Genomic DNA, 22,782 nt, shown 5'->3' with positions numbered 1-22,782 from the left:
TTCATTGTAGGCCTTTGCGGCCCCGTGCGGAGCGTGGTGAAGGTATCCGTTGAAGGAGGTCGGGCAAGGGCTGCGGCCGAAGGCGCGCCCGGCTTCAAAGCAGGCGGCCGTCCGTGCCCAGGGCGGTGTCCAGCCGCTGCAGCAGGGCCGCGAGCTGAGCGTTCTCGGCATTGCCGGCCGTGGGTGCGGCCGCCGGTGCGGCAACGGCGCCCGGCGTGCGCTCGGGAAGCTCGAAGGCCAGGTTCAGCGCCGCCAGCACCGCGATGCGGTCGCGCGCCTTGATCTTTCCGGCGTCGCGGATCCGGCACATGGCCATGTCGACGCGGTTGACGGCGTCCAGCATGCGCGCGTCGCCGTTTTCGGGGCAGCCCAGCAAATAGCTTTGGCCCATGATCTGCACTTCGAGCTGCTTCATGACTCGGTTCCCGCGGTGGTTTTGTTGCCGTGGCCGCTGCTTTCGGGCAGGCGTTCGAGCAGGGCGTCGACACGGGCGCGGGCCGCGCCCAGGCGCGACTTGAGGGAGTCGCGCTCCTGGGTCAGCAGGCCGACCTGCTCCGCCAGCAGTTCGTTGGTGCGCTGCAATTCCTCGTAGCGCAGCAACAGCCGCTCGACGCGTTCGGTGATCTGGTCGATTTGGGTTTGGTTCGCCATGGCAAGCGTCATTGTAGGGTTTGCGGCATGACATCGGGAAGGGCCGCGTAGAATCGGCCCTGTTGGTGCCCGCAGTGTGGTTCACATGCTGCAGTTCAACGGGAAGCAGGAGAGCGTCAAAGCCAGGCATATCGGGTCAACCCTGATCGCCGGCGCCCAGACCTTCAACCTGCGCTGCCCCCGCAACGGTAAAACGGACGAATGCGCTTTCCGGCTTCACGCCAGAGCAAATTCAGCTTTCATCATTCGCCACTGAGCGCCTTGAACAAGCGCTTGGGAAGGCGATGAAGGCGGTTCCGTCAGCCCGGATACCGGCCAACAAGGTGAACGCGCACGTCCAGTCCCTGGGCTGGGCGTTTGTAACGCTCACACGCCGGCGGGGAAGCCGGCGAGGGCCCATTGCTGACTGTCTGATTCATGAAAATTGCTCCCCACGCACGCCTTGCCGTGTACCCGCCGGTGCTGGCCGCCGCATTCCCGCTGGCTTTCCTGGCCGCGTCTCCGGCCCTTTCCCAAACCGCCCAAACCGCCCAAACCGCCCAAACAACCCAAATTGCCCAGGCCGCCCAGGTAGTCGCCCCGCGCCAACTCAAGGAAATGGTCGTGAGCGCCACGCGCAGCGCGCAGCCGATAGGTGATGTCGTCGCCGACGTCACCGTCATCGACCGCGAGACCCTGGAACGCGCCGGCCCGGTCGGCCTGGCCGACATCCTGGCCCGCGTGCCGGGCGTCCAGATCACCCGCAACGGCGGCATGGGCGCGAACACCAGCGTCTTCGTGCGCGGCGGCGAAAGCCGCCACACCCCCGTCTTCATCGACGGCGTGCGGGTGGAGTCCCAGGCGACCGCTGGCGGCGCCTCCTGGAACAATATCCCGATTGCGCTGATAGACCGGATCGAAGTCTTGCGCGGCCCCAGCAGCGCCGTCTATGGCTCCGACGCCGTGGCCGGCGTGATCCAGATTTTCACCAAGCGCGGGGAGGGCCCGTTTTCGCCGTCCGTGACGGTGGGTTACGGCTCCTACAACACCAGCCGGGTTGAACTCGCCGCCAGCGGGTCGGCCGGCGCTTTCGACTACGCGCTGGGCCTCTCGCAGGGGCAGAGCGACGGCTTCAACGCCCGGACCATCGCGGCCCAGAACCCCGATGCCGACGGCTACAAAAGCCTGGGTGCCAACGCCAAGCTTGGTTTCCAGCTCAACCCCGACCACCGCATCGAAGCCAATGTGCTGCAGAGCCACACCGACTCTCAGTACGACGGAGGCCCCACCCGCGACTACCGCCGCATCAGCGACCTGCAGACCCTGGGCCTGCAGTGGGAGGCCAGATGGTCCGATCGCTACAGCACCAAGCTGGCCCTTACGCAGGGCACCGATTCCGGCGAAGAGGGCCTGAACGGCTCGACGCCGCAAATCTCCTACGACAGGAGCCGCATCAGCACGCTGCTGTTCCAGAACGAATACCGCCTGGGCGCGCACCTGCTGAGCGCCGCGCTGGAAAGCCGGCGCGACGTGTTCCGCCTGGTCGGCTCCACGGCCATCCCGGGGGGCGCGAGTGTCCTCAACAAGGACCGCTCCCTGGACGGCGTGAGCCTGGGCTACGGCTGGAGCGGCGGCGCGCACACCGTGCAGCTCAACGCCCGCCACGACAGGGACAGCGAATTCGGCGGCAAGACCACCGGCTCCGCGGCCTATGCCTTCGCGATCACGCCGCAGTGGAAAGTGTCCACCTCCGCCGGCACGTCTTTCCGGGTGCCCACGCTGTACCAGCGCTTCAGCATCTACGGCACCTCGACCCTGAAGCCCGAATCCGGCCGCAGCGTGGAGGCGGCGCTCAAATACAGCCAGGGGACGTCGCAGTACGGCGTCACGGTCTACCGCAACCGCCTGACCAACCTGCTGAGCTTTGTCAACGGCAACGGCCCCTGCATCAACGGCGGCCCGCCGACCGTGTTGAGCAATCGCGCCTGCTATGCCAACACGGCGCAGGCCCAGTACACCGGCCTGACGCTCACGGCGGCCGAGACCCTGGGCAATGTCCGCCTCCATGGCTCGCTCGATTTGCAGAATCCCAAGAACGTCACCACCAACCGCACCCTGCAGCGCCGCTCGCGCCAGTACGGCACGCTGGGCGCCGAAATGCCGCTGGGCGGCTGGCAGCTCGCGACCGACCTGGTCATGGCCTCGCACGCCTTCGACAGCGACAACAGCAATGTGGTGCTGCCCGGCTATTCTGTCGTGAACCTGAGCGCCACGACGGCCTTGTCGCGCGACTGGAAGCTGGCCGCCAAGCTGGAAAATCTCGCCGACAAGGTCTACCAGACCGCCAACACCTACGCCACCGCCCGGCGTACCCTGTACGTCGGTTTGACCTGGGCACCCCGGTAAATCTGAGGCCAAGGCCACCCATGCAACACACTGTCCGCTGCCCCGCCATCCTCATCGCCGCCCCGGCCTCCGGCCAGGGCAAGACGACGGTGGCCTGCGCGCTGGCGCGGCTGCATGCGCGCCAGGGGCGGCGCGTGCGCGTCTTCAAGTGCGGGCCGGATTTCCTGGACCCGTGCTGGCACGCCCTGGCCAGCGGCGCGCCGGTGTACCAGATGGACTTGTGGATGACCGGCGAGGCCGATTGCAGTGCCCGCCTGCACGCGGCGGCACAGGAAGCGGACCTGATCATTGTGGAAGGCGTGATGGGCCTGTTTGACGGCGAGCCCAGCGCGGCCGACCTGGCGCAGCGCTTTGGCTTGCCGGTGCTGGCGGTGGTGGACGCGTCGGGCATGGTGGCGACCTTTGGCGCGCTGGCCTTTGGCCTGCAGCACTACCGCACCGGCATGCCCTGGGCCGGTGTGCTGGCCAACCGCGTGGCCAACGCGCGCCATGCGGGCATGCTGCAGGCCAGCGTGGCAAACGACCAATGGCTGGGTGCGGTGTTGCGCAATGCCGCCATGGCCTTGCCCAAACGCCACCTGGGGCTGACCGTGGCGACCGAAGTGGCAGATGCAATGGAGCGGCTGGACGCCGCGGCCGATACGTTGGCCACCACCCCGCTGGGCCAGATGACCCTGGACGACTTGCAGCGCTGGGCTGTGGACTTTACGGCCCCTGAAGCCTCCGCGCCCACAGTCCCTGCACTCCAGGGCAAGACGATCGCCATCGCGCGCGACGCCGCTTTCTGTTTTATCTACGCCGCCAATCTCGACACCCTGCGCACGCTGGGGGCCGAGCTGGTGTTTTTCTCGCCGCTGGCCGATGCGGCCGTGCCCGCCTGCGACGCGCTGTGGATACCCGGCGGCTATCCCGAACTCCACGCGCCCACCATTGCGGCCAACACCGCGCTGCGGGACAGCCTGGCCGCGCACGTCGCCGCGGGCAAACCCGTATGGGCCGAGTGCGGCGGCATGATGGCGCTGTTTGACACGCTGGTCACGCTGGACGGCCAGCGCCATGCGCAATGGGGTGTGCTGCGCGGCGAAGTGAGCATGCAAAAGCTGCTGGCCGGCCTGGGTCCGCAGCAGTTGCCGCTGGCCGGCGGCACCTTGCGCGGCCACACTTTCCATTATTCGACCACGGCCACGCCCTTGCAGCCCGTTTCCCGCACCTCGCGGCCCAACACCGCGCCCGCACCGGATGCGGGTGAGGCCGTGTGGCAGCATGCTGCGGTGCGCGCCAGTTACTTCCATGCCTGGTTTCCCTCCTGCCCCGAAGCGGTGGCGGAGCTGTTCACCGCACCTGCGGAGGCGGTTGCATGACGGACTTGCTGTATTTCCAGCCCGGCCCGCAGCGCATCGTCTGCCTGACCGAGGAGACCACTGAATGGCTCTACCTGCTGGGCCAGGAGCAGCGCATCGTGGGCATCTCGGGCTACACCGTGCGGCCCAAACGCGCGCGGGACGAGAAGCCGCGCGTCAGCGCCTTCCTGAGCGCCAAGATTGACAAGATCATGGAACTGCAGCCCGATTGCGTGCTGGGCTTTTCCGACCTGCAGGCCGACATTGCCTCGGACCTGGTCAAGCGCGGTGTGCAGGTCACCATCTTCAACCAGCGCAGCGTGGCCGAAATTTTCTCCATGCTCTACCAGCTGGCCGCCATGGTGAACGAGGTGGAGCAGGGCGCCAGTCGCATTGCGCGGATGCAGGCCGATTTGCGCGCCATGCAGGCGGTCGTGGCGGCCAGGGTGGCGGCCGGTGCGCGCCGGCCCAGGGTGTATTTTGAAGAGTGGGACAGCCCGCACATCAGCGCGATCCGCTGGGTGTCGGAGCTGGTCGGTATCGCGGGCGGGGACGACTGTTTCCCTGAACTCGCCGCTCAGTCGCTGGGCAAGAACCGCATCATTGCCGACGGCACCGAAATCGTCCGCCGCAACCCGGACCTTATTCTGGGCTCCTGGTGCGGCAAGAAATTCCGGCCCGAGAACGTGGTGGCGCGTGAAGGCTGGAGTGCGGTGAACGCCGTGCGCCACCAGCAGTTGTTTGAGATCAAGTCCCCCGACGTCCTGCAGCCCGGCCCCGCCGCACTGACCGATGGCGTTGCCAAAATGCACCAGATCATCCTGCAGTGGATGGAAGCTGATCTCGCGGGAGCTTTCAAACCATGAATGCGATGACACTTGCCCGCAGTGAGCTGATCCTCGGCGGCCAGAGAAGCGGCAAGTCGCGCCGCGCCGAGCAGCTGGCGCAGCAATGGCTGGCGCAGTCGCCAGAACACCGCGCCGTGCTGGTCGCTACCGCCAGGCCCTGGGACGACGAAATGCGCGAACGCATACGCCGCCACCAGCAGGACCGCGCCGAACGTGTGCCCGGCATGTTGACTGTGGAAGAGCCGGTTCAACTGGCCCAGGCCCTCCTGCAGCACAGCGCCGCCCATACCCTGGTCGTTGTCGACTGCCTCACGCTGTGGCTTACCAATCTGTTGATGCCCGCGCCCGGCCTGGAGCTCAAGGATGCCGCCCAGATCGCGTGGGAACTGGCGGGCTTGCTGGTGGACGCCATCCAATCGGCCCCCGGCCCACTGGTGCTGGTCGGCAACGAGATCGGCCTGGGCGTCATTCCCATGGGGCGCGAAACCCGCTCCTTCGTCGATGCGTTGGGCCAGCTCAACCAGCAGGTGGCCGGCGCCTGCGAGCGCGTCACCCTGATGGCGGCCGGTTTGCCGCTGACCTTGAAGGCTCCTTCGTGAAACGCATTGCATTTCTTTTGCCGCTGCTATGCCTCGCGTTGGCGTGGCCCGCGCACGCGCTGCAAGTCACCGACGACCGCGGCGTGACCGTCACGCTGGCCCAGGCGCCGCAGCGCATCGTCAGCCTGCTGCCTTCGCTGACCGAGACCGTCTGCGAGCTCGGCCGGTGCCAGCGCCTGGTCGGGGTGGACCGCTATTCCAACTTCCCCGCCGGCGTGCAGAAACTGCCCCAGGTCGGCGGCGGGCTGGACCCGAATATCGAGATGATCGTCGCGCTCAAACCCGACGTGGTGCTGATGGCCACCTCGTCGCGCGCGGGCGAGCGGCTGCAGGCGCTGGGCCTGAAGGTGGTGGCGCTGGAGCCTCGAAGCCATGCCGACGTTCAGCGTGTGATGCTCAAGCTGGGCCAGTTGCTCGAGGTGCCCGATGCCGATCGCCTCTGGCGCGCGATCGACGCCGGTGTCTCGGCCGCAGCCCAATCGCTGCCGGCCGGTGTGCGTGGCACGCGGGTCTACTTTGAGGTCAACCAGGGCCCCTACGCGGCGAGCGAGTCGTCCTTTATCGGCGAGACGCTGGCGCGCCTGGGTGTCAAGAACATCGTGCCGGCCAAACTCGGGCCTTTTCCCAAGCTCAACCCCGAATACATAGTCCGAGCCAATCCCGACCTCATCATGGTCGGCCAGCGCAGCGCCGATGGCCTGCAGGCCCGGCCCGGCTGGCAAAACATTCGCGCGCTGCGCGAACAGCGCGTCTGCATCTTCCCGACCGAAGAGGCCAATGTGCTGGTGCGCCCCGGCCCGCGCATGGCCGAGGGCGCGCGGCTGATGGCCCGCTGTTTAACCGGCAAAGCCCCGGGAGCCAAACCATGATGCAGGCCCGTGTGTGGTGGCTGGTGTGGGCTGGCGTGCTGGGCGCGCTGGCCCTGGCAGTGCTTGGCATCTGCGTGGGCAGCGCCGGGCTCGAGAATTTAATCGGGCCGCTGCTCAATCCCACGCAGGACCCGCCGCAGACCGCGATGGCGCAGCAAATCATCTGGCAGATCCGCCTGCCGCGCACCCTGGGCGCCTGGGCGGCAGGCGCCTTGCTGGGCCTGGCCGGCGCGGTGGCGCAAGGCCTGTTTCGCAATCCGCTGGCCGATCCCTACTTGCTGGGCAGCGCCTCGGGCGCCTCGCTGGGCGTGGCGCTGGCGCTGGCTGCCCTGGGCGGCGGCGCCGGCATGCTGGGCGGCAACATGATGAACGGCGGCGTGGCCGTCAGCGTGTTTTCCAGCAGCCTCTGGGTGCGCCTGGGCCTGACCGGCGCCGCCTTCCTGGGCGCGGTGTTCGCGGTGATGCTCACGCTGGCGCTCTCGCGCGGTGTGGGGCATACCCTGCGCCTGCTGCTGGCCGGTGTGGTGGTGGGTGTGGTGCTGGGGGCCATGACGCACCTGGTGCTGCTGTTCTCGCCCGAATCGCTGCAGGCCATGCAGGCCTTCATGCTGGGCTCGACGGCTTTTGTCGGCTGGACTTCCTGCGTGCTGATGGCCGGCGTGTGGTTGGCCTGCGTGCTGGCGGCCTGGCTGCTGGCGCGTGTGCTCGACGGCCTGAGCCTGGGCGACGCCACGGCCGTCAGCCTGGGCCTGCCGGTGGCGCCCATGCGCGCGGCGCTGGTGGCGGTGCTGGCGCTGGCCACCGGCACCGCGGTGGCGCAGACCGGCTTGATCGCCTTTGTGGGCCTGGCCGCGCCGCACTTGGTGCGCTCGGTGGTGAAGACCACGCACGCCCACCTGATGCTGCTCTCCAGCCTGATGGGCGGGGTGCTGCTGATGGCTGCCGACACGCTGGCGCGCGGGCTGATGGCCCCGCAGGAACTGCCCGTGGGCATGCTCACCGCGGTGCTGGGCGGCGGCTACCTGCTGTGGCTGATGCACCGCAGCAGCAGCCTGGGCGGAGGGCGCGCGGCATGAACACCGTGACGAATCCCGTCGCCCTTCGCGCGCAGGGCATCGCGGCCAGCCTCGGCCATGGCGTGCAAAGGCAGCAGGTGTTGCACGGCATCCACCTGGACATCGCCGCCGCGCGCTGGACCAGCATCGTGGGCCCCAACGGCGCGGGCAAGTCCACCTTGCTCAGGGCCCTGGCCGGCGTGCTGCCGCACGGCGGCGAGGTCAGCCTGCTGGGCCAGCCGCTGCACCATCTGCCGCATCGCGAGCGCGCCCGCCAGCTGGCCTGGCTGGGACAGAACGAAACCTCGGCCGACGACCTGACCGTGTGGGACGTGGCCATGCTGGGCCGCCTGCCACACCAGGCCTGGCTGGCGCCCCCCAGCGCCGCCGACCGCGCGGCCGTCGAACAGGCCTTGCGCGCCACCCGCGCCTGGGACTGGCGCGAGCGCGCCCTGGGGCAACTGTCAGGCGGCGAGCGCCAGCGCGTGCTGCTGGCCCGTGCCCTGGCGGTGCAGGCCCAGGTGCTGCTGATGGACGAACCGCTGGCCAACCTGGACCCGCCGCACCAGGCCGACTGGCTGGACGTGGTGCGCGCCCTGGTGGCCGAAGGCAAAACCGTGGTCAGCGTGCTGCACGAGATCACCATGGCGCTGCAGGCCGACAGCCTGGTGGTGATGGCCGAAGGCCGCGTCACCCACCAGGGCCCCTGCGCCGACTTGGCCACGCACCGCGCGCTGGAAGACGTATTCGACGGGCGCATCGCCGTCCATCCCTTGCAGGGGCAGTGGATCGCGCTGCCCAAAGTCAACCATCCTGGAAAGAAGGCCCCCATGCAGATTGAAACCCCACCTTCCGCCACGCCTTACGAAAGACCCACCGGCGAGCGCCGCGGCCTCATCTTGATCAACACCGGCCACGGCAAGGGCAAAAGCACGGCGGCCTTCGGCCTGGCCCTGCGCGCCCACGGCCGCGGCAAGGCCGTCAAGGTCTACCAGTTCATGAAAGTGCCCAGCGCGCGTTTCGGCGAGCACCGGTTGTTCGAGCAGCTCGGCGTTCCCATCGAAGGCCTGGGCGACGGCTTCAGCTGGAAGAGCCGCGACCTGGAGCACTCGGCCCAGCTCGCGCTCGACGGCTGGGCCAGGGCCGAAGCCACCATACGCGCCGGCGAGCACTTCATGGTGGTGCTGGACGAAATCATGTACCCGCTGCGCTATGGCTGGATCCCCCTGGAAACCGTGCTGACCTGCATGCGCGAACGTCCACCGCATGTGCACGTGGTGCTGACCGGCCGCAATGCGCCGGCTGAGCTGGTGGAACTGGCCGACACCGTCACCGAAATGACCTTGATCAAGCACCACTTCAAGGCTGGCGTACCCGCCCAACGCGGTATTGAAGACTAAACAAGATGGGCTCCACGCTTGTCGCTTCCCGTTCTGCACTGCGCATGCTGCCCGTGGCGTCATCGCTGGCAGTTCTCGGGCTGCTCTCCGGCTTCGCTATGGCGCAGGGCACTCAGCCTGTCTCACGCATCGTCACGCTTGCTCCCTCGCTGACCGAAGCCGTGTGCGCGCTGGGCCGTTGCGCGCAGCTGGTGGGTACCGACCGCCATTCCACCTGGCCCGGTTCGGTGCTGGCGCTGCCCAAGGTCGGCGGCCTGGAAGACGCGCAGATCGAACGCATCGTGACCCTGCGCCCCAATATGGTGTTGCTGGGCCCGCGCAGCCGCGCCGGCGAACGCCTGCAGGCCCTGGGCGTGCCGGTGATGACTTTTGATGCCCGCACCCATGCCGACCTGAAACGCATGCTGCTGAAGCTCGGCGACATGCTGGGCGAGCCGGCGCGTGCCGCGGAGCTGGTGGCCCGTATGGAGGCCGAACTCGACGCCGCGGCTGGCCGCATGCCCGCCGCCCTGCGCGGGCGCACGGTCTATGTGGAAGTCGGGGCGGGGTCCTCCGCGGCCAGTGAAAAAAGCTTTATCGGCGAGACGGTGGCCAGGCTGGGCCTGGTCAACGTCGTGGGCGGCGAGCTAGGCCTGTTCCCCAGGATCAACCCCGAGCTGCTGCTGCGCCGCCCGCCCGACATCATCATCGGCCCGCGCGCCACGTTGGCCAATGTCGCGGAGCGGCCCGGCTGGAGTGCGCTGCCCGCGGTGCGCCAGCGGCAGCTGTGCCTGCTGGACACCGAGCGCATGGACCTGCTGTCGCGCCCCGGCCCGCGCCTGGGCGAGGCCGCACAGATGCTGGTGGAATGCCTGAGCGCGCTGCCGCCCGTTAACTCGCCCCGTTAATTCGCCCCGTTAAATTTTCAACCAAGACAAACACCATGCAAACCCGAAAAATCCCCGCCACCATCGTCACCGGCTTCCTGGGCAGCGGCAAGACCACGCTGCTGCGGCATCTGCTGGCCAACGCGCAGGGCCGCCGCATCGCGGTCATCGTCAACGAATTCGGCGAGCTCGGCATCGACGGTGAACTGCTTCGCGGCTGCGGCATAGGCTGCGACGAGAACGGCGAAGAAAACGGGCAACTCTATGAACTCGCCAACGGCTGCCTGTGCTGCACCGTGCAGGAAGAGTTCGCGCCCGTGATGGAAAAGCTGGCCGCGCGCCGCGACCAGATCGACCACCTGATCATCGAGACCTCCGGCCTGGCCCTGCCCAAGCCGCTGGTGCAGGCCTTCCAGTGGCCCGCGCTGCGCAACACCTTCACGGTGGATGCAGTGGTGACGGTGGTGGACGCACCCGCCGTCGCCGCAGGCGACTTTGCTGACGACCCGGTGGCCGTGGATGCCCAGCGCCGCGCCGACGACAACCTCGACCATGAATCGCCGCTGCACGAGCTGTTTGAAGACCAGCTCGCCACGGCCGACCTGGTGGTGGTGCACAAGACCGACGGCTTGACCGCCGACCAGCTGGTCGGCGTGGAAGTCGCCATACGCGCCGAGACCGCGCCCGGTGTCAAGCTGGTGCATGCGCAGCACGGCCGTATCGACATCGGCGTGTTGCTGGGCCTGGAGCGCGCGGTCGAAGACGTCATCGACCAGCGCAAGACCCACCACGACGAAGAGGAAGACCACGACCACGACGCCTTTGACTCGGTGCAGGTGGCACTCGATGTGCCCGGCCGCGATGCGCTGCTGGCCGCCTTGCGCAGCCTCGTCGAGCGCCATGAAATCTACCGCGCCAAAGGCTTCGTGGCCTTGCCCGGTTCGGCCATGCGCCTGGTGGTGCAGGGTGTGGGCACGCGCTTTGACAGCTACTTTGACCGTCCCTGGCGAGCGGATGAGGTGCGGCAGTCGCGCCTGGTGCTGATTGGGTCTGAGCTCAATGCCGCAGTTTTACAAGCTGAGTTGCAGGCTGCCTTGGGTAAAGCCACGGTCTGAATCCAAATGCACGCTGAAGTTTTATGTTCGTGGGGGGCGCAGGCCGACGGGGCACTCTGCTCCGCGGCTGTCCTCCGCCCTGCGGGCTCCTCCTTTATGCCGCTGCGCAGAATGCCCCGTCGGCCTGCGCCAGGTGTGGTTTGGCTTGTTCAGCCGCTGCACAAGCCCAACGCTGATTGCCGAAGAGGGTGGGGTGGGTGGCGTAGCGAAATAAAGGAGGAGCAGTCGGCCTTAGGCCGCTGCGGGGGACATTCGCGTAGCCGCCCATCCCGCCCTCTTCGGCATGCCCAGACTGTTTGAACATTGAAGTAAAAAATGCATTTGCTCTCTACACGCCCAGGCGGCCACGTTGAAGACGGTGGCCAGGGCGTGGTGCGCGTGGAACAAACACCGGGCGACATCGTGGTGCTCAGCGCGGCCGATACCACGCTGGCTTTGCTGGCCGATGCCGCGCAGCAGTTGCCCGATGGTTTCCCCACAGTGCGCCTGGCGAACCTGATGTGGCTGCGCCAGCCGGCATCTGCCGACATGTATGTGGACGAAGTATTGCAGCATGCGCGCGTGGTGGTGATCGACCATCTTGGGGCAGCCAGCGACTGGGCTTATGTGGTGGAGCGGGTTCGTGAGCTGGCCCGCGAACGCGGTCAGTGGCTGGCGCTGTTTTCGGGCGATGCCGCTGAGGACCTGCAGCTGCTGATGCGCAGCACCGCGCCGCACGAGGATTGCCGGCAGCTTTGGCGCTGCCTGCGCGAAGGCGGCCGCGACAATGCGCGTACCTTTTTTGAATTGATAGGCCACTCTGCCTTTGGCCGGGGCCCGCGCCCTGCGCCGCCTGAAGCGCTGCCGCCCGCCATGGTTTACCGGCCGTTGGAGACCCCTCCATGGCAAGACGGTGCCCCCGCCGCGCTGCTGGTGTTTTACCGCGCCCATGTGCAGGCCGGCAATACCGCAGTGTTTGACGCCATGCTGGCGGCGCTTCACGGTGCGGGCCTCAACACCGTGGCCGTGGCGGTGGATTCGCTGAAAACTCCCGCCAGCCTGGCGCTGCTGCGGTCGCTGGCCGCCGAGCACCAGGTGGGTGTGGTGTTGAATGCCACCAGCTTCGCCATCACCGCGCTCGATGGCGACGATGCGGACAGCGTGGACGGTGCGCTGATGGAGCCGCTGGCCGGCGATGCGCCGGTGCTGCAGCTGATCACCGCCGGCTGCTCGCAAGAGCAGTGGCAGGACGACCCGCACGGCCTGGCGCCGCGCGACCTCGCGATGCAGGTGGTGCTGCCCGAGGTGGACGGCCGCATCGGAACCCGCGCCATCAGCTTCAAGGGCCTGGCCTGGCGCGATGAACGCACCGAGGTCGACGTGGTGCGCTACCAGGCTGAACCCGAACGCATGGCCTTTGTCGCCGAGCTGGCGCGCCGCTGGTGCGTGCTGCGGGATAAGCCGAATGCGGACAAGCGCATCGCACTGGTCCTGGCCAACTACCCCAATGACGATGCCCGCCTGGCCAACGGCGTGGGCCTGGATACGCCGGCTTCCACCGTGGCCTTGCTGCGCGCCATGCAGGATGCGGGCTACGCCACGGGCGATCTGCCCGAGGGCGGTGACGCACTGATTGCCGCGCTGGTGGCGGGTGTGACCAACAACCTGGATGCCAACGACATGCGCCCCGCCGGCCAGAGCCTGGCCATGGACCACTACCTGGAGGACTTCAACCGCCTGGACGCCGCCGGCCGCGATGCCGTGAACGCCCTGTGGGGCCCACCGGAACAAGACCCCATGGTGCGCGGCGGCCGCTTCATGGTCTCCGGCCTGCGCCTGGGCCAGGTGTTTGTCGGCATACAGCCTGCGCGCGGGCGCGACCTGGACCTGGTCGCCACCTATCACGACGCCGACCTGGTGCCCACGCACAACTACCTGGCGTTTTATTTCTGGCTGCGCCGCAGCTTTGCGGTGGACGCGGTGGTGCATGTGGGCAAACACGGCAACCTCGAATGGTTGCCCGGCAAAAGCGTGGCGCTGGGCGCGGCCTGCTGGCCCGACGCCATCCTCGGCCCCTTGCCGCATCTGTATCCCTTTATCGTCAACGACCCCGGCGAGGGCAGTCAGGCCAAGCGCCGCACCCAGGCGGTCATCATCGACCACCTGATGCCGGCCCTGACCCGTGCCGAAACTTACGGCCCGCTGCAGAAGCTGGAGCGGCAGATGGACGAGTACTACGAGGCCCTGTCGCTGGATCCCCGGCGCGCGCAGCGCCTGCGCGTGGACATCCTGGAGCGCGTGCTCAGTGAAGGCTTGCATGCGGAACTGGGCTTTACCAAACCCGTGGACGAAGCCGCGCGGCAGGCACTGCTGCAGCGGCTCGACGCCTACCTCTGCGAGATCAAGGAATCGCAGATTCGCGACGGCCTGCACATCCTGGGCAGCTCGCCGCAAGGCCGCCAGCAGGTTGACACGCTGGTGGCGCTGGCGCGTTTCCCCGGCGGTTCAGCAGCAGGGCAGCGCAGCCTGCTGGCGGCATTGGCGCAGGATTTGAAGCTGGACGGCGTAGACGGTTTCAATGCGCTCAGCCCCGAGTGGGCGGCTCCCTGGAACGGCCCCTATCCCGCGGTGTTGCAGCAGTTGAGCACTGAAGCCTGGCGCCATGCAGGCCACACACGCGAGCGGCTGGAACTGCTGGCCCGGCAACTCGTCGCTGACCACGTAGTGGCCGATGAAGCATTCGATGCTGCGGATTGGCCCCACACCGCCCCGGTGCTGCAACGCATGCGCCAGGTGCTGCGCCCGCGCCTGGACGCCTGCGGCCCGCAGGAAATCGCCCAGTGCCTGCGCGGCCTGGCCGGCTGCTTTGTACCCGCCGGCCCCAGTGGCGCGCCCTCGCGCGGCCGGCCCGACGTGCTGCCCACGGGGCGCAATTTCTATTCGGTGGACACGCGCGCCGTGCCCACACAGACCGCCTATGCCATGGGCGCCGCCGCCGCCGAACGTGTGGTCGAGCGCCACCTGCAGGACCACGGCGAGATGCTGCGCTGCCTGGGCCTGTCGGTCTGGGGCACCAGCACCATGCGCACCGGCGGCGAGGACATCGCCCAGGCCTTTGCGCTGCTGGGCGTGCGGCCCAAATGGGCCGACGGCAGCAGCCGCGTGGTGGACATCGAAGTGCTGCCCATGGCCATCAAGAACCGGCCGCGCGTGGACGTGACCCTGCGCGTGTCGGGATTTTTCCGCGACGCCTTTCCGAATGTGATCGACCTGTTCGACACCGCGGTGCGCGCCGTGGCCGCGATCAGCGAAGAGGACGAACCCGACGAGGTGAACCCCATCCGCGCCCGTGTGCGGCGCGAAGCGGCTGAAGCAGAAGCCCGGGGCCTCAGCGCCGAGGCTGCCGAGCGCGAGGCCAGCTGGCGCGTGTTCGGCCCGCGCCCCGGCGGCTACGGCGCCGGGCTGCAGGAACTCATGGCCAGCGGCCGCTGGAACGACGGTGCCGACCTGGCCCAGGCCTATCTGCGCGCCGGCGCCTTTGCCTACGGCCAGGGCGAGCATGGGGCGGCCGCGCGCGGCAGTTTCGAGCAGCGCCTGGCCGGCCTGGATGCCGTGCTGCACAACCAGGACAACCGCGAACACGACGTGCTCGATTCGGACGACTATTACCAGTTCCAGGGCGGCATGGCGGTGGCGGTGGAACAGCTGGCCGGCGCGCCGGCCGCCCTCTACCACGGCGACTTCAGCGTGCCCGGTGCGCCGCGCATACGCACGCTGGGTGAGGAAGTGGCGCGTGTCGTGCGTTCGCGCGCCGTCAATCCCAAGTGGCTGGAAGGCGTGCGCCGCCACGGCTACAAGGGCGCGTTCGAGATGGCGGCGACGGTCGACTACCTGTTCGCGTTTGACGCCACCACCGGCGTGGTGGGCGACCACCAGTACGCGCTGGTGGCCGAGGCCTATCTGCACGACGACACCAGCCGCGCGTTTTTGCAGCGGCACAACCCCGGCGCCCTGCGCAGCATCGGCGAGCGCCTGCTCGAAGCCATGCGGCGTGGCCTCTGGGAGGCGCCGGGCGAGCACCGCGAGCGCATTGAAGAGCATTTGCTGGCGCTGGAGCGCCGGCTTGAAGAACACGGAGAAGGACCCCTGGCATGAACACCCCTGAACTGGACATTTCCGCTGAAGCCATTGAGCCCGCCGCGCGCGCGGCCTTTCCCTTCACCGCGCTGGTCGGCCAGCCGCAGTTGCAGCGTGCGCTGCAGCTGGCGGCCATAGACCCCGGCATAGGCGGTGTGCTGATCAGCGGCCCGCGCGGCACGGCCAAGTCCACGGCAGCGCGCGCGCTGGCCGCACTGCTGCCTGACGCGTCCTTTGTCACCTTGCCGCTGGCCGCCAGCCTGGAGCAGCTGGTGGGCACCCTGAATGTGGAGGACGTGCTGCGCGACGGCAAGGTGCGCCTGGCGCCCGGGCTGCTGGCGCGGGCCCACAAGGGCGTGCTGTATGTGGACGAGGTGAACCTGCTGCCCGACGCGCTGGTGGACGCCTTGCTCGACGCGGCCGCCAGCGGCGTGAACACCGTGGAGCGCGACGGCATTTCGCGCCAGCATGCCGCGCGCTTTGTGCTGGTGGGCACCATGAACCCGGAGGAAGGCGAGCTGCGCCCGCAACTGCTGGACCGCTTCGGCCTGTCGGTGGCGCTGGCCAATCCGGTGGATGCGCAGCAGCGCACCGCCATCCTGCGCGCCCGCCTGGGCTTTGATGAAAACCCGGCCGCACTCGGCGAGCAACATGCGGAAGAACAGCGCAGGCTCAGCGCCGCGCTGGTGGCGGCCCGCTCCGCGCTGCCGCGCCTCACCTGGTCGGACGCCGTGCTGAACCATGCGGCAGCCTGCGCGATCGCGGCCGGTGTGGACGGCATGCGCGCCGACCTGGTGATGCTGCGCGCCGCACGCGCGCTGGCGGCGCTGGAAGGACGCGGCGAAGTGACAGTGGACGACGTGGATGCCGTGGCCGAGCTGGCACTCGCGCATCGCCGTCCCGAAGGCAGTGCCGCGCAGCCACCCGCCCATAGCGGGGCGCAGCAACAACCCCCCCACAAGCCGGAGCGCGCGCAGGAGCCATCGTCCATCGAACCCACGCCGCAGGGTGACTGGGGCGCGCTGCCGGCCCAGCCCGAAGGCATGGCCAAGGTCCAGCGCATCGCGGGGTGGCCGCCAAAAAAAGCCTAGGCCACCCCAGCCGCCGCCCGCGCAACGGGCCTGGCAGCTGGCGGTGGCCTCCACCCCAAATTCTTTCCACAAGCGCTGCGTCGCAGAACGCGCAGCAGCGCGGTGCCGCCATTGCCTGGCTGCCCACCGTCGTGGCCAAAGGGCCCGCGCCGTTGCGGCGCGAGCATTTGCGCCGCCAGCCCGTGGCGCTGCGCGGCAGCCGCCTGCATTGCATCGTGCTCGACACCTCGGGTTCCATGCGAGCGCGTGGCCGCCTGGCGCTGGCCAAGGGCCATGCAGCCTTCATGATCGAGCAGGCCGCGCGCCAGGGTGACGATGTGGCGTTGTTGCGCTTCGGCGGGCAGGGCGTCGAGTTATTGCTGCCGCCGGGCCGCGCGCGCGCTGCCGGCAGCCAGCGCCTGCGTCCCGTCGGCGGTGGCGGCGGCACGCCTCTGGCCGAGGCGCTTGTCCAGGCCGACCGGCTGCTGCAGCGCAGCCTGCGCAAGAGCGGCCCCAGCGAGTGCTGGCTGTGGCTGCTGACGGACGGCCGTACGCTGGAGCAGCCCCAGGCTCCGCCGGCGGCGCAGCATCTCGTGATCGTGGACTTTGATGATCCGCACAAACCCCTGGGCCGTTGCGCCGCCTGGGCCGCGCGCTGGGGCGCGGAACATCACCTGGCGCCAGCCTGACTTATCTTTATCTATCCATCGCAAAACGAATTCCTTACCGATGACCGAGACCGAAATCATTGTCTGCACCACCTGCCGCCCGCCGGGCGCATCGCGCGAGCTGCCGGCCCACGGCCTGGCCCTGTTCGAGGCCGTGCAGGACGCGCTGCTTATGTGCGAGCTCGATACCGGGCAGCACAAAGGCCTGCAGCTGCGCGGCCTGGCCTGCATGAGCGGCTGCTCCCGCGCCTGCACCGTGACCTTGCAGGCACCGGGAAAATTCAGCTATTACTTCGGCGACCTGGTCCCCGATGCCGAGACCGCGGCCCAGGTGCTGGCCTGCGCGCAGCTGCACAAGCACAGCGCCGACGGCAACCTGGCCCGCAATACGCGGCCCGAGCGGCTGCGCGGCGGCATCCTGGCGCGGCTGCCCCCCGTCGGCCAGGGCTCGACATGACGGGCCGAATCCATTACGTTTGATTTATTTCACCCCCTTCCATTTACCACTTACTTCAAGGAGATAGCCATGACAGAACCCACAACGCTGACCCACAGCCCTTCCCACACCCTCAACCCCGGCCTGGCCGTGCTGCGCCCGTTGTTCGGCACCGCGGCGCTGGGCCTGGTCGTCCTCTACGGCGTGGCCTTTGCCGAGAGCCCGCTGGCGCACAACGCCGCGCATGACGTGCGCCACATCACCGTCAAACCGTGCCATTGAGCTGTACTTTCACCGGGAGACATCCATGATTTTCCAACGATTGATCTGGGCTGCCCTGGCCACCGCGGTGGTGGTGGGCAGCGTGCAAACCGGCATGCAGCGCTGGCAAGCAGCGCCACTGATCCTGGCGGCCGAGGTGTATGAGGAACAAAAGGCCGAGGTCCCCAAGCCCGCCGAAGCGCCTGCTGCCCACGCGCACGCCGAAGGCGCAGCGCCTCACGAGCACGGCACCGCCAAGGAATGGGAACCCGCGAACGGCGCCGAGCGCATTGGCTGGACCTGGGTGGCCAACATCCTGCACGCTTTCAGCATGGCATTGCTGCTGTTTGCGGTCATGGGCGTATGGCTTTACCGGCGCGGCGGCGCGGTGGCCTCGCTGCGCCTGGCCGGCCTGGTGGCGGCGGCCGGCTGGCTGAGCTTTCACCTCTGGCCCTCGCTGGGCCTGCATGCGGAAGTTCCCGGCATGGAGGCCGCGCCATTGCAGGCCCGCCAGGCCTGGTGGGTGCTGGCGGTGGCCAGTGCGGCCGGCGCTTGCGCCGTGGCCGGTTTTGCACGCGCATCCTGGCGCTGGCTGGTGGCCGCGGCCTTGCTGGCGCTGCCCTTTGTGGTGGGCGCGCCCAAGCTGCAGGGCGATGCCCTGGCCGGCTTCGCCCCTGAAGCCCATGCCGCGCTGGAGCAACTGGGTACGCAGTTCATCTGGGCCACCACCTGGGTGTCGCTGTCGTTCTGGGTCTGTATGGGCCTGGCCGGTGGATGGGCCTTCCAGCGCTGGGTACGCCCGGCCTTGCTGGCGGTGCTGCAGCGTGCCGAGGCGCCTGTTGTCGGCGCCGTGCAAGCACCGCAGTGAGCGCTGTGACGGGTTTGGTCCCGGTCGGCGACCCGGCCGCGCCCGGCCACGCCTTCAGCGCCGCTGAGCAGGAGGCGGTGTACCGGGCCATCTTCGAGCGGCGCGACATGCGCCACTTCAGTGGTGGTACGGTGGGCGATGAACTGCTGCAGCGCCTGCTGTCGGCCGCGCACCATGCCCCCAGCGTGGGCTTCATGCAGCCCTGGCGTTTTGTCCGCGTGCGCAGCCGGCCCTTGCGCGAAGGCATCCATGCGCTGGTCGAACAGGAACGCGTGCTCACGGCCCGGGCCTTGGGCGAGCGCGAAGATGAGTTCATGAAACTCAAGGTGCAGGGCGTGCTCGATGCCGCCGAGGTGCTGGTGGTGGCGCTGCCGCCGGGGCGGGAGCAGCATGTGTTCGGCCGCCGCACTCTGCCCGAGATGGACCTGGCCTCGGCGGCCTGCGCCATCCAGAACCTCTGGCTCGCGGCGCGCGCCGAAGGGCTGGGCATGGGCTGGGTCTCGATCTTTGATCCGCTGCAACTGGCCGCGCTGCTGCACATGCCCGAGGGCAGCCAGCCGATCGCCGTACTCTGCCTCGGACCGGTGCAGGCTTTTTACGACCAGCCCATGCTGCAGGCCGAAAAGTGGGCGCGCCGCGCGCCGCTGGCCGAGATGGTGTTTGAAGACCGCTGGGGCGCCGCCCCCACTTCCCAAGAGGTGCCATGACGATTCCTGACGAGCCCGGGCGGCTTGCCCCGCTTTGCCGCCGTCCATGACTTGGACCGGTTTTTACCTTTCACCCGGCCTGCCGTATGCCGCCGGCTGCCTGGCGCTGGCCCTGGGATTGGCGCTGTGGATAGACCGGCACATGGGTGAGCCGCCTTCGCCCGTCCATCCGGTGGTCTGGATGGGCAACTACCTGAAACTCTGCGGCGGCGTGACGGTGCACTGCCCGCCCGCGACGGCATTCTGGCTGGGCGCGCTGGCCTGGTGGCTGGGGGTTGCGCTGGCCGGCGCCGTGGCCTGGGGCGCGCAGGCGCTGATGTTCTGGCAACTGGCCGGCTACGTCGCGGCGCCGGACTGGCAGGGTGCCGTCGACACCGCCTTGCTGGCCGTGCTGATGGCCTGGCTGCTCAAATGCATGATGTCCTGGCGCATGCTGCGCGAAGAAGTCGGCGCGGTCGAGCTGGCGCTGGGCCAGTCGCTGGAAGCCGGGCGCGAGCGCCTGTCCTGGCTCGTGAGCCGCGACACCACGCAACTCAGTGCCAGCCAGGTGCGCGAAAGCGCGATCGAATCGCTGGCCGAGAACCTCAATGATTCCGTGGTGGCGCCCATATTCTGGTTTGTGCTGTTCGGCCTGCCCGGCGCCGCCATCTACCGCTTCGCCAACACCGCCGACGCCATGTGGGGCTACCGCGGCACTTATCGCGGCAAGCACTGGGAATGGGCCGGCAAGTGGGCCGCGCGCGCGGACGACGTGCTGTCATGGGTGCCGGCGCGCCTCACCGCGCTGCTGCTCGCACTGGGGGCACGCGGCTTGCCGTTTCACGCCTTGCATCAAGAAGCGCGCAAGACCCCATCGCCCAACAGCGGCTGGCCCATGGCCGCCATGGCGCTGGCGCTCGGAGTTTCACTGGGCAAGCCCGGCGTCTACACGCTGAACCCTGAAGGCCGGCCGCCCGCCGCGGCGGACACGGCGCTGGCCCAGGGCGTGGCCGCCAAAGCAGTGTTTGCCCTGGTCGTCCTGGCCATGGCGGCGCTACTGCTGGCCGCGGTGCTGGTGGGGTCGGCATGAGCGCGAAACACCGCATCCATGGCGGGCCCGATGGCCTGGGCGTGCCGCTGCATGACTTTTCGACCAACAGCAATGCCTGCGGGCCTTGCCCTTCGGCAATCGCGGCCGTCCAGAGGGCCGATGCCACGCGTTATCCCGACGCCGGCTACACGGTTTTGCGCCGGCAACTGGCGGCTTTCCATGGTGTGGACGAGGCGCGTGTGCTGCCAGCCGCGAGCGCCAGTGAATTCATCTTTCGCATCACGGCCCTGGCGGCTGGGCAGGGTGCGCGTGCCGTCTGGCTGCCGCCGCTCAGCTATGGCGATTACGCACAGGCAGCGGCTGCGCACGGCCTGGCGGTAGCCGGCAAATCCGGGGATGCGCAACTGCAGTGGGCTTGTGAGCCTTCCAGTCCGCTTGGGGCCGCACAGCAAGGCTTGGGCGCGCTGGTCGACAGCCGGGATGCAAAAACGCTTGTCGTGCTGGACCGCGCTTACGAGCCGCTGAGGCTCAGCGCCGCGCCTACGCTTTCGCTGCAACAACTCAACAACACCTGGCAGCTCTGGACGCCCAACAAGGCGCTGGGCCTGACCGGCGTGCGCGCGGCCTATGCGATTGCGCCGCTGGGGCAAGAGGACGCCGCCGCCGCGCTCGAGCAGCTTTGCCCCTCCTGGCCGGTGGGTGCGCATGGCGAGGCCATGCTGTTGGCCTGGGCCGGCCGCGAGGCGCAGGACTGGCTGGCCGCCAGCCTGCAGACCTTGCGCGAATGGAAGGCCCAGCAGATCGCTGTATGTGAATCGCTGGGCTGGCACTGCCTGCCCAGCGAAGCCAATTTCTTCTGCGCGCAACCGGCCTTGCCTGAGGGCCTGAGCCTGCAGCAGGCCCTGGCAGCGCTGCGTGCCCAGGGCATCAAGCTGCGCGACACGAGTTCGTTTGGCCTGCCCGGCCATGTGCGCCTGGGCGTGCAGCCGCCCGCCGTGCAGGACGCGTTGCACAATGCATGGCAACAACTTTTCAGAACCACATGAGCGCAAAAAGTGTCATGGTGCTGGGCACCACCAGCGGCGCCGGCAAAAGCTGGCTGACAAGCGCACTGTGCCGCTATTACGCGCGGCAAGGGCTCAAGGTCGCGCCCTTCAAGGCGCAGAACATGAGCAACAACGCAAGAGTGGTCGCGGGCGGCGAGATCGGCAGCGCCCAGTATTTCCAGGCCCTGGCGGCGAGGGCCGTGCCCGACGTGCGCATGAACCCGCTGCTGCTCAAACCCGAAAAAGACACCCAAAGCCAGGTCGTGCTGATGGGGCAGGTCAATGCCGAACTCTCGCGCATGGAATGGCGCGGCCGCAGCGCCTCGGTCTGGCCCGTGGTGTCGCGGGCGCTTGATGAACTGATCGCCGACAACGATGTGGTGGTGATGGAGGGCGCGGGGTCGCCGGCCGAGATCAACCTCAAGGCCAGCGACATCGTCAACATGCGCTCGGCGCAGCACGCCCATGCGTCCTGCCTGCTGGTGACCGACATAGACCGCGGCGGCGCGTTCGCGCACCTCTACGGCACCTGGGCCATGCTGGACGAAGCCGAGCGAAAACTCATCAAGGGCTTTGTGCTCAACAAGTTCCGCGGCGACGCCAAACTGCTGGCGCCGGGCCCGCAGATGCTGCAGGACATGACCGGCATCCCCACGGTGGCCACCTTGCCCATGTGGTGGCAGCACGGCCTGCCCGAAGAAGACGGTGTGTTTGACGACCGCAGCGTGGCTTCGGGCGCGGTCAGCACCACCGTCGCCGTGGTCGCCTACCCGCGCATCAGCAACCTCGACGAGTTCCAGCCGCTCAAGAATGTGCCCGGCGTGCGCCTCAAGTGGGTGCGCAGCCCGGCCGAGCTGATGGGCGCCGACTGGGTCATCCTGCCGGGCTCCAAACACACCAGCGGCGACCTGGCCTGGCTGCGTGCGCAGGGGCTGGACCAGGCGGTGGCCGCGCACGCGGGCCGCGGCGGTGCGGTGCTGGGTATTTGCGGCGGCCTGCAGATGCTGGGCGAGGCGCTGATAGACCCGCACGGGATAGATGGCAATGCGCCGGGGCTGGGCTTGCTGCCGGTGGTCACCGTGTTTGACGAAGCCAAGACCGTGCGGCACCGCCAAGCCGGTTTCATGCCGCTGCGCGGGCTGTGGGCCGCCTTGTCAGGTGTCGAAGTGCAGGGCTACGAAATCCACCACGGCCAGACGGCCCCGCATTCGGCCATGGCCGCGGCCGGCGACATCGCCCATGCCGTGATGCCCGAGGGGCTGGCCTGGCAGAACCATGCCGGCAATGTGCTGGGCCTTTATTTACATGGCATGTTTGAAGACCCACGCGTGCTGCAGGCGCTGTTCGGCGCGGCCGCGCCCACGCTGGATTCGGTGTTTGACGGCCTGGCCGACTATATCGGCGAGCATTTCGCGCCGGATGTTCTGCAGTCGCTAATAGACGCCCGGTAGG

At 68.4% G+C, this 22,782-nt stretch carries 21 protein-coding genes, 1 pseudogene and 1 riboswitch; of the genes and pseudogenes, 20 read left to right on the top strand and 2 right to left on the bottom strand.

Annotation, left to right across the window (positions count from 1 at the left end; genetic code table 11):
* Window positions 1-94: 94 nt before the first annotated feature.
* Both AC1D1Y_RS08905 and AC1D1Y_RS08900 read right to left on the bottom strand, forming a co-directional pair.
* Window positions 95-415, bottom strand: a complete 321-nt coding sequence (locus AC1D1Y_RS08905; RefSeq protein WP_477682024.1) for a cell division protein ZapA — start codon at window positions 413-415, stop codon at window positions 95-97.
* A complete protein-coding gene (locus AC1D1Y_RS08900) occupies window positions 412-651 on the bottom strand; it encodes a DUF904 domain-containing protein (RefSeq protein WP_477654723.1) in 240 nt (79 codons plus the stop codon). Before AC1D1Y_RS08900 ends, AC1D1Y_RS08905 begins: the two co-directional genes overlap by 4 nt.
* Window positions 652-697: 46 nt before the next feature.
* Window positions 698-985, top strand: a riboswitch (cobalamin riboswitch).
* An 83-nt stretch (window positions 986-1,068) separates the two neighbouring features.
* Here AC1D1Y_RS08900 and AC1D1Y_RS08895 point away from each other — a divergent pair.
* The 20 genes and pseudogenes from AC1D1Y_RS08895 (at window position 1,069) to AC1D1Y_RS08800 (ending at window position 22,781) form a co-directional block, all read left to right on the top strand.
* Window positions 1,069-3,036 (top strand): TonB-dependent receptor domain-containing protein, encoded by a 1,968-nt coding sequence (locus AC1D1Y_RS08895; protein ID WP_477682023.1) that lies wholly within the window; start codon window positions 1,069-1,071, stop codon window positions 3,034-3,036.
* Window positions 3,037-3,056: 20 nt separating this feature from the next.
* Complete coding sequence (locus AC1D1Y_RS08890) at window positions 3,057-4,397, top strand: cobyrinate a,c-diamide synthase (protein ID WP_477682022.1); 1,341 nt, start codon at window positions 3,057-3,059, stop codon at window positions 4,395-4,397.
* Window positions 4,394-5,242 carry an ABC transporter substrate-binding protein gene (locus AC1D1Y_RS08885; protein WP_477682021.1) on the top strand — a complete coding sequence of 283 codons (849 nt, stop codon included), beginning with the start codon at window positions 4,394-4,396 and terminating at the stop codon, window positions 5,240-5,242. The genes AC1D1Y_RS08890 and AC1D1Y_RS08885 overlap by 4 nt, the downstream gene beginning before the upstream one ends.
* The gene (cobU, locus tag AC1D1Y_RS08880) at window positions 5,239-5,823 is read left to right on the top strand and encodes a bifunctional adenosylcobinamide kinase/adenosylcobinamide-phosphate guanylyltransferase (protein WP_477682020.1); all 585 of its coding nucleotides are present in this window, start codon (window positions 5,239-5,241) and stop codon (window positions 5,821-5,823) included. The genes AC1D1Y_RS08885 and cobU overlap by 4 nt, the downstream gene beginning before the upstream one ends.
* Entirely contained in the window at window positions 5,820-6,692 is an 873-nt protein-coding gene (locus AC1D1Y_RS08875) for an ABC transporter substrate-binding protein (RefSeq protein WP_477682019.1), read from the top strand. The genes cobU and AC1D1Y_RS08875 overlap by 4 nt, the downstream gene beginning before the upstream one ends.
* The gene (locus AC1D1Y_RS08870) at window positions 6,689-7,768 is read left to right on the top strand and encodes a FecCD family ABC transporter permease (RefSeq protein ID WP_477682018.1); all 1,080 of its coding nucleotides are present in this window, start codon (window positions 6,689-6,691) and stop codon (window positions 7,766-7,768) included. The genes AC1D1Y_RS08875 and AC1D1Y_RS08870 overlap by 4 nt, the downstream gene beginning before the upstream one ends.
* Window positions 7,765-8,550 (top strand): annotated as a pseudogene (locus AC1D1Y_RS08865) (ABC transporter ATP-binding protein); the annotation flags it as partial. The gene AC1D1Y_RS08870 and the pseudogene AC1D1Y_RS08865, both read left to right, overlap by 4 nt.
* Window positions 8,551-8,577: 27 nt before the next feature.
* Complete coding sequence (cobO, locus tag AC1D1Y_RS08860; protein ID WP_477682119.1) at window positions 8,578-9,147, top strand: cob(I)yrinic acid a,c-diamide adenosyltransferase; 570 nt, start codon at window positions 8,578-8,580, stop codon at window positions 9,145-9,147.
* Between the two features lie 5 nt (window positions 9,148-9,152).
* Entirely contained in the window at window positions 9,153-10,034 is an 882-nt protein-coding gene (locus AC1D1Y_RS08855; RefSeq protein WP_477682017.1) for an ABC transporter substrate-binding protein, read from the top strand.
* Between the two features lie 35 nt (window positions 10,035-10,069).
* The gene (gene cobW, locus AC1D1Y_RS08850) at window positions 10,070-11,128 is read left to right on the top strand and encodes a cobalamin biosynthesis protein CobW (protein WP_477682016.1); all 1,059 of its coding nucleotides are present in this window, start codon (window positions 10,070-10,072) and stop codon (window positions 11,126-11,128) included.
* 315 nt (window positions 11,129-11,443) lie between these two features.
* Window positions 11,444-15,262, top strand: a complete 3,819-nt coding sequence (cobN, locus tag AC1D1Y_RS08845) for a cobaltochelatase subunit CobN (RefSeq protein WP_477682015.1) — start codon at window positions 11,444-11,446, stop codon at window positions 15,260-15,262.
* Complete coding sequence (locus AC1D1Y_RS08840) at window positions 15,259-16,335, top strand: magnesium chelatase ATPase subunit I (protein ID WP_477682014.1); 1,077 nt, start codon at window positions 15,259-15,261, stop codon at window positions 16,333-16,335. The genes cobN and AC1D1Y_RS08840 overlap by 4 nt, the downstream gene beginning before the upstream one ends.
* 131 nt (window positions 16,336-16,466) lie before the next feature.
* Window positions 16,467-17,003, top strand: a complete 537-nt coding sequence (locus tag AC1D1Y_RS08835) for a vWA domain-containing protein (RefSeq protein WP_477682013.1) — start codon at window positions 16,467-16,469, stop codon at window positions 17,001-17,003.
* Between the two features lie 40 nt (window positions 17,004-17,043).
* Window positions 17,044-17,439 (top strand): DUF1636 family protein, encoded by a 396-nt coding sequence (locus AC1D1Y_RS08830; protein WP_477682012.1) that lies wholly within the window; start codon window positions 17,044-17,046, stop codon window positions 17,437-17,439.
* A gap of 69 nt (window positions 17,440-17,508) precedes the next feature.
* Window positions 17,509-17,700, top strand: a complete 192-nt coding sequence (locus tag AC1D1Y_RS08825; protein ID WP_477682011.1) for a CbtB domain-containing protein — start codon at window positions 17,509-17,511, stop codon at window positions 17,698-17,700.
* Window positions 17,701-17,725: 25 nt separating this feature from the next.
* On the top strand, window positions 17,726-18,547 hold the full coding sequence (locus AC1D1Y_RS08820) for a CbtA family protein (protein WP_477682010.1): 822 nt from the start codon (window positions 17,726-17,728) through the stop codon (window positions 18,545-18,547).
* On the top strand, window positions 18,544-19,254 hold the full coding sequence (gene bluB, locus AC1D1Y_RS08815) for a 5,6-dimethylbenzimidazole synthase (RefSeq protein WP_477682009.1): 711 nt from the start codon (window positions 18,544-18,546) through the stop codon (window positions 19,252-19,254). The genes AC1D1Y_RS08820 and bluB overlap by 4 nt, the downstream gene beginning before the upstream one ends.
* Before the next feature lie 46 nt (window positions 19,255-19,300).
* Window positions 19,301-20,323, top strand: coding sequence for an adenosylcobinamide-phosphate synthase CbiB (gene cbiB / locus AC1D1Y_RS08810; protein ID WP_477682008.1), 1,023 nt, complete (start codon window positions 19,301-19,303; stop codon window positions 20,321-20,323).
* Window positions 20,320-21,330 (top strand): aminotransferase class I/II-fold pyridoxal phosphate-dependent enzyme, encoded by a 1,011-nt coding sequence (locus AC1D1Y_RS08805; RefSeq protein WP_477682007.1) that lies wholly within the window; start codon window positions 20,320-20,322, stop codon window positions 21,328-21,330. Before cbiB ends, AC1D1Y_RS08805 begins: the two co-directional genes overlap by 4 nt.
* Entirely contained in the window at window positions 21,327-22,781 is a 1,455-nt protein-coding gene (locus AC1D1Y_RS08800) for a cobyric acid synthase (RefSeq protein WP_477682006.1), read from the top strand. The genes AC1D1Y_RS08805 and AC1D1Y_RS08800 overlap by 4 nt, the downstream gene beginning before the upstream one ends.
* Window position 22,782: the final 1 nt, after the last annotated feature.

The sequence above is a fragment of the Polaromonas sp. P1_G1 genome (assembly GCF_056405595.1).
The sequence above is the reverse complement of the archived record's forward strand: the minus strand, read 5'-3'. Positions and strand labels throughout refer to the sequence as shown.

Coding starts and splice junctions, on each gene's coding strand:
- AC1D1Y_RS08885 (WP_477682021.1), top strand. CDS start 4,394: ATGACGGACTTGCTGTATTTCCAGCCCGGCCCGCAGCGCATCGTCTGC.
- cobN (WP_477682015.1), top strand. CDS start 11,444: ATGCATTTGCTCTCTACACGCCCAGGCGGCCACGTTGAAGACGGTGGC.
- AC1D1Y_RS08830 (WP_477682012.1), top strand. CDS start 17,044: ATGACCGAGACCGAAATCATTGTCTGCACCACCTGCCGCCCGCCGGGC.
- cobO (WP_477682119.1), top strand. CDS start 8,578: ATGCAGATTGAAACCCCACCTTCCGCCACGCCTTACGAAAGACCCACC.
- AC1D1Y_RS08895 (WP_477682023.1), top strand. CDS start 1,069: ATGAAAATTGCTCCCCACGCACGCCTTGCCGTGTACCCGCCGGTGCTG.
- AC1D1Y_RS08870 (WP_477682018.1), top strand. CDS start 6,689: ATGATGCAGGCCCGTGTGTGGTGGCTGGTGTGGGCTGGCGTGCTGGGC.
- cbiB (WP_477682008.1), top strand. CDS start 19,301: ATGACTTGGACCGGTTTTTACCTTTCACCCGGCCTGCCGTATGCCGCC.
- cobW (WP_477682016.1), top strand. CDS start 10,070: ATGCAAACCCGAAAAATCCCCGCCACCATCGTCACCGGCTTCCTGGGC.
- AC1D1Y_RS08825 (WP_477682011.1), top strand. CDS start 17,509: ATGACAGAACCCACAACGCTGACCCACAGCCCTTCCCACACCCTCAAC.
- AC1D1Y_RS08800 (WP_477682006.1), top strand. CDS start 21,327: ATGAGCGCAAAAAGTGTCATGGTGCTGGGCACCACCAGCGGCGCCGGC.
- cobU (WP_477682020.1), top strand. CDS start 5,239: ATGAATGCGATGACACTTGCCCGCAGTGAGCTGATCCTCGGCGGCCAG.
- AC1D1Y_RS08855 (WP_477682017.1), top strand. CDS start 9,153: ATGGGCTCCACGCTTGTCGCTTCCCGTTCTGCACTGCGCATGCTGCCC.
- AC1D1Y_RS08840 (WP_477682014.1), top strand. CDS start 15,259: ATGAACACCCCTGAACTGGACATTTCCGCTGAAGCCATTGAGCCCGCC.
- AC1D1Y_RS08890 (WP_477682022.1), top strand. CDS start 3,057: ATGCAACACACTGTCCGCTGCCCCGCCATCCTCATCGCCGCCCCGGCC.
- AC1D1Y_RS08805 (WP_477682007.1), top strand. CDS start 20,320: ATGAGCGCGAAACACCGCATCCATGGCGGGCCCGATGGCCTGGGCGTG.
- AC1D1Y_RS08905 (WP_477682024.1), bottom strand. CDS start 415: ATGAAGCAGCTCGAAGTGCAGATCATGGGCCAAAGCTATTTGCTGGGC.
- AC1D1Y_RS08820 (WP_477682010.1), top strand. CDS start 17,726: ATGATTTTCCAACGATTGATCTGGGCTGCCCTGGCCACCGCGGTGGTG.
- AC1D1Y_RS08900 (WP_477654723.1), bottom strand. CDS start 651: ATGGCGAACCAAACCCAAATCGACCAGATCACCGAACGCGTCGAGCGG.